The following is a 10,161-nucleotide window of genomic DNA, read 5'->3' as shown; positions in this document are numbered from 1 at the left end:
ATATAATTGCCCATGCCGGCCTTGGAGGCCAGGATGCTGGGCGAGCCCATCGGCACCCGCGTCATGCTCTCGACGCCCGAGGCGATCACGATATCCATGGTGCCCGACATGACCGCCTGCGCCGCAAAGTGCAGCGCCTGCTGTGACGAACCGCACTGGCGATCGATCGAGGTGCCCGGCACGCTTTCCGGCAGTTTGGACGCCAGCACGGCATTGCGCGCCACATTGACGGCCTGTTCGCCGCCTTGGCCGACGCAGCCCATGATGACGTCATCCACCAGTGCCGGATCGACGCCGGCGCGATCCACTAGCGCGTTCAGCACCGAGGCGGCAAGGTCCGCCGGATGCCATCCGGCGAGCCGGCCACCCTTGCGGCCACCTGCGGTGCGTGCTGCGGCGACGATATAGGCCTCGGCCATGAGCGTTCTCCCTGGAATTTTGTTGTTGTGATGGGCGTAGTGTTGGGCGGATTTAACGGGGCGCATTCATTTTAGTCAATCGGTCAATTAACTCTTGAGTGCGGGCGATTGTTCGTATTATCTGCGGCTCCCATGGCAGCGACTCCCAGCCCATCCCAAGCCTCAGTACGTCACCCGGTCGGCAAGAATCCGACCGCGGACAAGCTGTTGCTCGCGGCGAGCGAGTTGATGATCTCCAGCAACTCCATCGAGGTGTCGCTGAGCGAGATTGCCCAGCAATCGGGCGTCAACGCTGCGCTGGTGAAATATCATTTCGGCAACAAGGATGGTCTGCTGCTGGCGCTGCTCGAGCGCGACGCCGCCAATGAGATGACCAATCTGGAATATCTGCTGGAGCAGCCGATCACGGCCACCGCAAAGCTGCGCCTGCACATCGGCGGCATCATCAAGGCCTATAACCAGTTCCCCTATATGAACCGGTTGATCCACTATCTGCTGCATGAAAGCAGCGACAAGTCGGCAGATGAAGTCTCGAAATTCTTTGTCGGGCCGCTGCTCAGCTTCCATCGCCGCCTGCTGGCCGAGGGCCATAAGACCGGCGAATTCCGCGTGGTCGATCCGGTGCTGTTCTACACCAGCCTGATCGGTGCCTGCGACAATCTCTTCTTCAGCCGTCATGCCATGTCGCGCGCCATTGGCGTCGGTCCGGTGACGGATGATGTGTGCCGCGCCTATGTGGCGCATCTCGAAATGCTGCTGCTCGACGGCATGCTGACAAGTAAGAAGGCGGGCGCCAAAGCCCGCTGACAACCAAGCTCAAGAAGAAACGGCCCAAGGACAGACTGCAAAAACAAAAGACTTGAGGAAGCGCCCAAGGAACTCAACAAAAACAACAATAAGAAAAAATAACAAAACAGATTCCATCAAGCCCTGCAGTTCAAAACCAATAAGAAACGCCCAAGGACCATTTCTTCTTTTTCTCTTCGCGACCTAACGATTCAAGAAAATACCAGAAACGCCCAAGGAAAGGCTCTTCCCATGCAGCTCAAAGACGTAGCCGTATTCATCACCGGTGGTGGCTCGGGCCTCGGCGCCGCGACCGCACGCGCGATGGCCGCCAAGGGCGCCAAAGTCGCCGTGTTCGATCGCGCCGCTGACAATGCCGAGAAGGTCGCTGCCGAGATCAAGGGCGTCGCCTGCGTCGGTGACGTCACCAGCGAAGCCGATGTGAAGGCCGCGCTCGCCAAGGCCGCCGCTGCTCACGGCACCGCACGCGTGCTGATGAATTGCGCCGGCATCGGCGGTTCGCAGCGCATTGTCGGTAAGCAGGGCGTCTATCCGCTGGAGAAGTTCACCAATGTGATCATGGTGAACCTGATCGGCACCTTCAATTGCCTGCGTCTGTTCGCTGAGCAGCTTGCCACCGCGGAAGCGATCGGCGAAGAGCGCGGCGTCATCATCAACACCGCATCGGTTGCGGCCTATGAAGGCCAGATTGGCCAGATCGCCTATTCCGCCTCCAAGGGTGGCGTTGTGGGTCTGACCTTGCCAGCCGCGCGCGATCTTGCTTCGCAGAAGATCCGCGTGAACACCATTGCGCCGGGCCTGTTCCTGACGCCGCTGCTGATGGGCCTCAATGAAGAAGCCCGCGCCAGCCTCGGCGCGCAGGTGCCGCATCCGGCCCGTCTGGGCGACGCGTCGGAGTACGGCAATCTCGCGGTTCATATCGTCGAGAACCCGATGCTGAATGGCGAGACGATCCGTCTCGACGGCGCCATCCGCATGGCTCCGCGGTAGTGGTTATTTCCCCTCTCCCGCTTGCGGGAGAGGGTGCCTGAGCGAAGCGAAAGGCGGGAGAGGGGCAGTCACAAACTCAGAGCGTCGCTGCTCCCCCTCTCCCGAACGAGGTTTCGTCTAATTCCTGCGCTCCCCTCTCCCCGAGGGGAGAGGGGACTACAACAGGCGCCCGAAGACGCCGAAAAACAAAGACGGGTAGGAGTAACGCACGTGGCATCCCCACTGCTGATCGACCATGACGACGGCGTGGACCGGGTGACGCTCAATCGCCCGGAGAGCCTGAATGCGCTCGATCCCTCTCTGATCGATGCCCTCAACGATTACTTTCAAAGCCTGCAGCGCAACCGCAAGACCCGCGTCGTTGTGCTCCGTGGCGCCGGCGATAATTTCTGCGCCGGGCTCGACCTCAAACATGCGATGGCCGCGCGTGGCCAGAATGCGCCCCGCACCGTTACCGAGTCGCTGGATTCGCAGCGCCGCATCGCCGACATCGTCATGCTGATGCGCCGCTGCCCGCAGCCGATCATCGCGCTGGTGCAGGGCGCAGCCGCCGGCGGTGGATTCGCGCTGGCGCTCGCCGCCGATATCCGCATCGCCTCAAAATCTGCGCGTATGAACTGCGCCTTCATCAAGCTGGGCCTAGGCGGTTGCGATATCGGCACCAGCTATTTCCTGCCGCGTCTCGTCGGCGTGTCCGTTGCCTCCGAACTCATCCTGACCGGGCGCTTCATCCATGCGGATCGTGCGCTGGCCGTCGGCCTGGTGTCGGAGGTTGTCGAGGACGGTGAGCTCGACAAGGCGGCTTCACCCTATGTTGACGCGATGGTCTCGGCCTCGCCGGTCGGCCTGCGTCTCTCGAAGGAATGCATCAACATGGCGGTGGATGCCGGATCGATCGAGGCCGTCATCGCCATGGAAGATCGCAATCAGGTGCTGTGCAGCCGGTCCGAGGATTTCGAGGAGGGCATCCGCGCCTTCATCGAGAAACGTAAACCGGTTTATGTGACGCGCTGAGAAGATGAAACCGACACAAGGTCCATATAAAGAGACTGTGGTCGGCCAAGCCGTTCTGGGAGGAACGCAATGAACGTGCAGGCCGCGGCACAGACCAAACCCGCCTTCCGCAAGGTGCACTGGATGGAGCGCGACATCGATGTCGAACGCCGTCCGGATGGCGTCATCGTCATGAAGTCGCGCGTCCCGCTGATGGCGCGTGAGCCGCATCTCGCTGCGCCGCTCGCGAAGTGGGCGAAAGAGCGTCCCGATCTTACCTGGCTCGCCCAGCGCGCTGGTGATGACCGGCAATGGCGCCGCGTCTCCTATGCGGAAGCCAAGCGCATTGTCGATGGGCTCACGCAGGCGCTGCTCGACATGAAGCTGGTCTCGGAAGGACCAATTGCGATCCTGTCCGGCAACTCTATCGAACATGCGCTGATGACCATGGCGGCGATGCAGGCGCGGCATCCGGCGGCGCCGGTGTCGCCGGCCTATTCGCTGATGAGCCAGGATCATCTCAAGCTCAAATATCTGTTCGATCTGGTGAAGCCGGCCGCCATCATGGTGCAGGACGGGCCGACTTTCCAGAAAGCGCTGGATGCGCTCGATCTCACCGGCATCAAGGTGATCCATGTGTCGCGCCCGCCGGAAGGGATCGCGAGCGTGTCATTCGCCGATATGGCCGCGACCAAGGTGACCGACGACGTCGCCGACTCGCTTGCGGCGATCACGCCGGACACGGTCGGCAAACTGCTGTTCACGTCGGGGTCGACAGGCCTGCCCAAGGCGGTCATCAACACCCAGCAGATGATGTGCGCGAACGCAGCGCAGATGATGCAGACGCGTCCGCGCCAGCCCGGTGCGCAGCCACCGGTCTATCTCGACTGGATGCCGTGGAATCACACCATGGGCGGCAATGCGCTGTTCAACCCGCTGCTGGTCGATGGCGGCACGCTTTATATCGACGACGGTCGCCCGATGCCCGGCATGATCGACGAGACGCTGCGCAATTTGCGTGAGATTTCGCCGACCTACTACGCCAATGTTCCCGCCGGTTATGCGGCCATCGCCGGCGCCCTGGAGAAGGACGAGGATCTCGCGCGCTCCTTCTTCAAGAATCTCGGCATCATGGGCTATGGCGGCGCACGCCTCCCCGATGATTTGTTTGATCGCATGCAGGCGCTGGCCGTGCGCGCCTGTGGCGAGCGCATCGTGTTCTATACCGGCTGGGGCTGCACCGAGACGGCGCCGACCTCGACCGGTACCTATTGGGACACCGAGCGCGTCGGGCTGATCGGCCTGCCATTTCCGGGCGTCGAGTTGAAGATGGTGCCGGTGGACGCGAAATATGAACTGCGCCTGCGCGGCATCAATGTGATGCCCGGCTACTACCGCCAGCCCGAACTGACAAAAGCCGCCTTCGACGAGGAAGGTTTTTACAAGATCGGCGATGCCGGTGTGTTCGTCGACGACAACGATCCGGTGAAGGGCCTGATCTTTTCCGGTCGTGTGGTGGAGGATTTCAAACTCACCACGGGCACCTTCGTCCATGTCGGCTCTTTGCGCACGGATATCATCGCCGCCACAACGCCTGTGGTGCAGGACGCGCTGATCACCGGGCAGGACCGCGAATTCATCGGCGTGCTCGCCTGGCCGAACCTGCCGGCCTGCCGCATCCTGATCGACAGGCCGGATGCGAGCTTTGCCGATGTCGTGAAGCACCCGAAGGTGCTTGCCTGCTTCAAGGACGGCCTGCGTGCGCATAACGCCGCGTCGGTCGGCGCCAGCAGCCGCCGCATCGCGCGCGCGATGTTCCTGGTGGAGCCGCCCTCCATCGACGGCAACGAACTGACCGACAAGGGCTACATCAACCAGCGCGCCGGCCTCGAACGCCGCGCCGCTGATGTGGCGGAGCTTTATGCAAAGCATCCGGGTGAGGATGTGATCGTGCTGAAATGAAGATGTAATCCCACGCTCCGATGTCATCCCCGCGAAGGCGGGGATCCATAGACACCGGAGATTTGGGTGAAGCTTTATCGGGGCGGCCCTGCCGTTTCGATTGCGCGGACAGAGGCTATGGGTCCCCGCCTTCGCGGGGACGACCAAGATAAAATTCGAACGAAGAGAGACACCGCCATGAATTTCGATTTCTCCGACGATCAGAAACAGCTCCGCGACGAGGCCCGCCGCTTCCTCACCGAAAAATGTCCGCCGAAGGCGGTGCGCGCTGTGATCGATGGTCAGGCGCCCTATGATCGCGAGCTGTGGAAAGGCCTCGCCGATATGGGCTTCCTCGGCGTCGCCATTCCCGAAGCCTTCGGCGGCTCGGGCGCCGGTCATCTCGAACTCTGCGTGATCGCCGAGGAAATGGGCCGCGCGCTGGCGCCGGTGCCGTTCTCCTCCACCGTCTATCTTGCCGCCGAAGCGCTGCTGCTCGCCGGCTCCGATGCGCAGAAGCAGAAGTGGCTGCCGGCGATTGCGCAGGGCCATGCGGTCGGCACGCTGGCGCTGTTCGAAGGCACCGGCAATCCGTCGCCGAAGGCGGTGAAGCTCACCGCCACCAATGGCGTGCTCAACGGTACCAAGAAGCCGGTCGCGGACGGTGCCATCGCCGACTTCGCCATTGTCGCCGCGCGCACGGCATCCACCGGCCGCGACAGCGACATCGCGTTGTTCCTCGTCGATCTCACCTCCGAGGGCGTCGAGGCCAAGGCGCTGACCTCCATCGATCCCTCGCGCAATCAGGCCGAGATCACCTTCACCAATGTCAAGGCCGAGCCGCTCGGCGCTGCCAGCGAAGGCTGGAGCATCCTCTCCCAGGTGCTTGACCGCGCCGCGGTGCTGATCGGCTTCGAACAGGTCGGCGGCTCCGACCGTGCGCTGGAAATGGGCCGCGATTACGCGCTCGACCGCATCGCCTTCGGCCGCCAGATCGGCTCGTTCCAGGCGGTGAAGCACATGCTGGCCGACATGTATGTCTCTGCCACGCTGGCGCGCTCGAATTGCTATTACGGCGCCTGGGCGCTCTCGACCAATGCCGCCGAATTGCCGGAAGCAGCAGCTGCGGCCCGCATCAGCGCGACGCAGGCGTTCCAGCATTGCTCCAAGAACAACATCCAGGTTCATGGCGGCATGGGCTTTACGTGGGAATTCGACTGCCACCTCTATTATCGCCGCTCCAATGCGCTGGCGGTCGGCCTGGGCTCGCTGAGCTATTGGGAAGACCAGCTGATCGAACGCATGCGCCAGAAGAACGCGGCTTAACTCCGTGTCGTCCCCGCGAAGGCGGGGACCCATACACACTGAACCAGCAATAAGGGCTGTGGCGTCGCCCAGCTTCGTAACAAGAGACGGTGGTTATGGGTCCCCGCCTTCGCGGGGACGACAATCATCAGGGATCGCGACATGAATTTCGATGACACCCCGCAAGAAGCCGAATTCCGCGCCAAGGCGCGCGCCTGGATCGCGGCCAATGCGCCACGCGAATATGAGGACGAATTGAAGAAGGCCGCACTCGGCCGCATTCAGCTCAAGAGCGCCAACATCCTCGAAGTCGCAAAAGCCTGGCAGAAGAAGAAAGCTGACGCCGGCTGGGCCGTGCCGCACTGGCCGAAGGACTATGGCGGCCGCGGCGCATCGCCCATCGAGCGCGTGATCTGGCAGCAGGAGGAGGGCGTGTTCGGCAAGCTCGGCGCGCTCTTCATCATCGGCCATGGCATGTGCGGCCCGACCATGATGGCCTATGCGCAGGAAGAGCATAAGCTGCGCTACCTGCCGCCGCTGGCCTCTGGCGAAAACATCTGGTGCCAGTTGTTTTCCGAACCGGCCGGTGGCTCCGATGTCGCGGGTTTGCGCACGCGTGCGGAAAAGGATGGCGATGACTGGGTGATCAACGGCCAGAAGATCTGGACCTCCGGGGCGCATCATTCGGACTACGGCATCCTGATCACCCGCACCGATCCGAATGTACCCAAGCACAAGGGCCTCACCATGTTCTTCCTGAATATGAAGAGCCCCGGCGTCGAGGTGAAGCCGATCAAGCAGGCCAATGGCCAGGCCGAATTCAACGAGGTCTATTTCACCGATGTCCGCATTCCGGATTCGCAGCGTCTCGGCGCCGTGGGTGACGGCTGGAACGTGTCGCTGACCACGCTGATGAATGAGCGCATGGCGATCGGCGCCGGTGTCGCGACCGGCTTTCCGGAGCTGTTCGACTTCGTCAGCCATCTGACGCTGGACGACGGTCCGGCGATCGACGATCCCGCTGTGCGCTCGAAGCTTGCGAACTGGGCCGTGCGTGCCTCGGGTCTTCGTTACACGAGCTTCCGTTCGATCTCCGCATTGTCGCGTGGTGAGCGTCCGGGGCCGGAAAACTCCATCGGCAAGCTCGTTGCCGGCGCCATGCTGCAGGACGTCGCGACCTATGCGCTCGATCTGCAGGGCGCCAGCGGCGTGCTCAATGGGCCAGAGGATGCCGAGGTTGCCGGCAAATTCCAGGCGATGCTGCTGCGTTCACCGGCGACACGCGTCGAAGGCGGCACCGACGAGATCCTGCGCAATATCATCGCGGAACGCGTGCTGGGCCTGCCCGGCGACATCCGGGTCGACAAGGACGTGCCGTTCAACAAGATCCCGACGCGGGGACGCGCATAAACTCCGCCTTCATGGTGAGGAGGCGCGCAGCGCCGTCTCGAACCATGGCGGCACACGCAGAGCCAGGCGAACTCATGGTCCGGGACGGCGGCAGGTGGCGCCTCCTCACCATGAGGGACAGAGAGAAAGACGAGAGCCATGAATTTCGATGACACGCCGCAGGAAGCCGAATTCCGCGCCGTCGCGCGCAAATGGATCGCTGCCAATGCGCCGAAAGAGCTCGAGGCCGAGCTGTCGAATCCCAATGCCAAGCGCGATTCCATGCTGGGCGCGTCCAAGGCGTGGCAGAAGAAGAAAGCCGATGCGGGCTGGGCCTGCCTGCACTGGCCGAAGGACTATGGCGGCCGCGGATCGACGCCGATCGAGCGCGTGATCTGGCAGCAGGAGGAGGGCGTCTATGACAAGCTCTCGCGTCCCTTCGCTATTGGCCAAGGCATGTGCGGCCCCACCGTGATGGCCTATGCCACCGAAGACCAGAAGCGCCAGTACCTGCCGCCGCTGGCCTCCGGCGAAAAAGTCTGGTGCCAGTTGTTCTCCGAGCCCGCCGGCGGCTCCGATGTCGCCGGCCTCCGCACCCGGGCGGAGAAGGATGGCGATGACTGGATCATCAACGGCCAGAAGATCTGGACCTCCGGCGCGCATTATTCCGATTACGGCATCCTCATCACCCGCACCGACCCGAATGTGCCGAAGCACAAGGGCCTCACCATGTTCTTCCTCGACATGAAGAGCGCAGGCGTCGAGGTGAAGCCGATCAAGCAGGCCAATGGCATGCAGGAATTCAACGAGGTGTTCTTCACCAATGTCCGCATTCCCGACAGCCAGCGTCTCGGTGCGGTCGGTGATGGCTGGAACGTGTCGCTCACCACGCTGATGAACGAGCGCATGTCGATCGGCGCCCGCGTCCACACCGGCTTCCCCGAGCTGTTCGACTATTGCAGCAATCTGATGCTCGAGGATGGTCTTGCCATCGACGATTCCAATGTGCGCTCGAAGCTGGCGGGTTGGGCGGTGAAGAATTCCGGCCTGACCTATACCAGCTACCGCTCGATCTCGGCGCTGTCGAAAGGCGAGCGCCCGGGTCCGGAGAACTCCATCGGCAAGCTCGTCTCGGGCATGATGATGCAGGACATCGCGCAGTTCGCGGCAGATCTGCAGGGCGCGGCCGGCGCGCTGGTCGGCACGGACGCGGAAGCTGACGGGGAGTTCCAGGCGACGATCCTGTCCTCGCCGTCGATGCGCATCGCGGGTGGCACGGACGAGATCCTGCGCAACATCATCGCCGAGCGCGTGCTGGGCCTGCCCGGTGACATCCGCGTCGACAAGGATGTACCGTTCAACAAGGTGCCGACCAGGGGACGGTAACGCCCAAAACTCCGCCCTCTCCTGAGGAGCGCGCCACTCGGCGCGCGTCTCGAAGGATGCGGCAATCACAGAGTCAGGCCATCTCATGGTTCGAGACGGCGCCGAGTGGCGCCTCCTCACCATGAGGGGCTGAGTAAAGTACGAGGCCTACATGACCGACGCCATCGCTACACTCGAAACGCTTCTTACCGACCGCTATTCCTGCCGCGCCTATAAATCCGATGCCGTGCCGCGCGAGATCATTGATCGCATTCTCACGGCCGCGCAGCGGACGGCGTCATGGTGCAACAGCCAGCCGTGGCAGGTGACGATCACGTCGGGCGAAGCCACATCGAAGTTTCGGGATGTCCTCTATCCCGTCGCGGCATCGGGTACGCCGAGCAGCGGTGATTTCGAATTCCCGCGCGAATATAAAGGGCCCTATCTCGACCGCCGCCGCGAGAGTGGCTTTCAGCTCTACAACACGCTCGGCATCGCGCGCGGCGACAAGGCCGCCTATGCCGAGCAGGCGCTGCAGAATTTCAACTTCTTCGGCGCACCGCATGTGGCGATCATCACGTCGGATGAGGCGCTCGGCGTTTATGGGGCGGTGGACTGCGGCGGTTATGTCAATAATTTCATGCTGGCCGCACAAGCGCTTTGTGTCGCCACCGTACCCCAGGCCGCACTGGCGTTTCATTCTGCCGTTGTGCGCAAGCATTTTGGAATGGCGGATGATCGCCGTGTCGTGTGCGGCATTTCATTCGGCTATGCGGACATCGAGCACAAGGTGAACAGCTATCGCACGAGCAGGGCGCCGCTCGGCGACGTTGCGACGTTCGTGGAGTGACGTCATCGCAGCGACGCTCCTTCTTCACCTCTCCCCACCGGGGAGAGGTCGCCGCGTCTTCGCGGCGAGAGAGGGGGCGCCACGAATGACGTCGCTTGCGGC

The 10,161-nt window shown here is 62.7% G+C and carries 9 protein-coding genes; 8 read left to right on the top strand and 1 reads right to left on the bottom strand.

The annotated features are described in order from the left end of the window. On the bottom strand, positions 1-419 hold a 419-nt coding region (locus tag ACIQ2A_RS24060), incomplete at its 3' end, for a beta-ketoacyl synthase N-terminal-like domain-containing protein (protein ID WP_398484219.1). Between the two features lie 132 nt (positions 420-551). Here ACIQ2A_RS24060 and ACIQ2A_RS24055 point away from each other — a divergent pair. From ACIQ2A_RS24055 to ACIQ2A_RS24020, 8 genes are all read left to right on the top strand, one after another. Further along, entirely contained in the window at positions 552-1,226 is a 675-nt protein-coding gene (locus ACIQ2A_RS24055) for a TetR family transcriptional regulator (protein WP_398484217.1), read from the top strand. Positions 1,227-1,457: 231 nt separating this feature from the next. After that, positions 1,458-2,216, top strand: coding sequence for an SDR family NAD(P)-dependent oxidoreductase (locus ACIQ2A_RS24050; RefSeq protein WP_398484215.1), 759 nt, complete (start codon positions 1,458-1,460; stop codon positions 2,214-2,216). 210 nt (positions 2,217-2,426) lie between these two features. Next, positions 2,427-3,230: an enoyl-CoA hydratase/isomerase family protein gene (locus ACIQ2A_RS24045; RefSeq protein WP_398484213.1), complete on the top strand. Its 804-nt coding sequence runs from the start codon at positions 2,427-2,429 to the stop codon at positions 3,228-3,230. A 69-nt stretch (positions 3,231-3,299) separates the two neighbouring features. Beyond that, positions 3,300-5,171, top strand: coding sequence for an AMP-binding protein (locus ACIQ2A_RS24040; protein WP_398484211.1), 1,872 nt, complete (start codon positions 3,300-3,302; stop codon positions 5,169-5,171). Positions 5,172-5,348: 177 nt separating this feature from the next. Continuing rightward, entirely contained in the window at positions 5,349-6,476 is a 1,128-nt protein-coding gene (locus ACIQ2A_RS24035) for an acyl-CoA dehydrogenase family protein (protein ID WP_398484209.1), read from the top strand. 141 nt (positions 6,477-6,617) lie between these two features. After that, positions 6,618-7,865 (top strand): acyl-CoA dehydrogenase, encoded by a 1,248-nt coding sequence (locus ACIQ2A_RS24030; protein ID WP_398484207.1) that lies wholly within the window; start codon positions 6,618-6,620, stop codon positions 7,863-7,865. Positions 7,866-8,003: 138 nt separating this feature from the next. Then, the gene (locus ACIQ2A_RS24025; RefSeq protein WP_398484205.1) at positions 8,004-9,230 is read left to right on the top strand and encodes an acyl-CoA dehydrogenase; all 1,227 of its coding nucleotides are present in this window, start codon (positions 8,004-8,006) and stop codon (positions 9,228-9,230) included. A 151-nt stretch (positions 9,231-9,381) separates the two neighbouring features. Continuing rightward, positions 9,382-10,059, top strand: coding sequence for a nitroreductase (locus ACIQ2A_RS24020; RefSeq protein WP_398484203.1), 678 nt, complete (start codon positions 9,382-9,384; stop codon positions 10,057-10,059). The last annotated feature ends 102 nt before the right edge of the window (positions 10,060-10,161 follow it).

The organism is Tardiphaga sp. (assembly GCF_044336785.1).
Taxonomy (GTDB): domain Bacteria; phylum Pseudomonadota; class Alphaproteobacteria; order Rhizobiales; family Xanthobacteraceae; genus Tardiphaga.
Note: the sequence above shows the minus strand (reverse complement) of the source record. Positions and strands in the feature narration are given on the sequence as shown.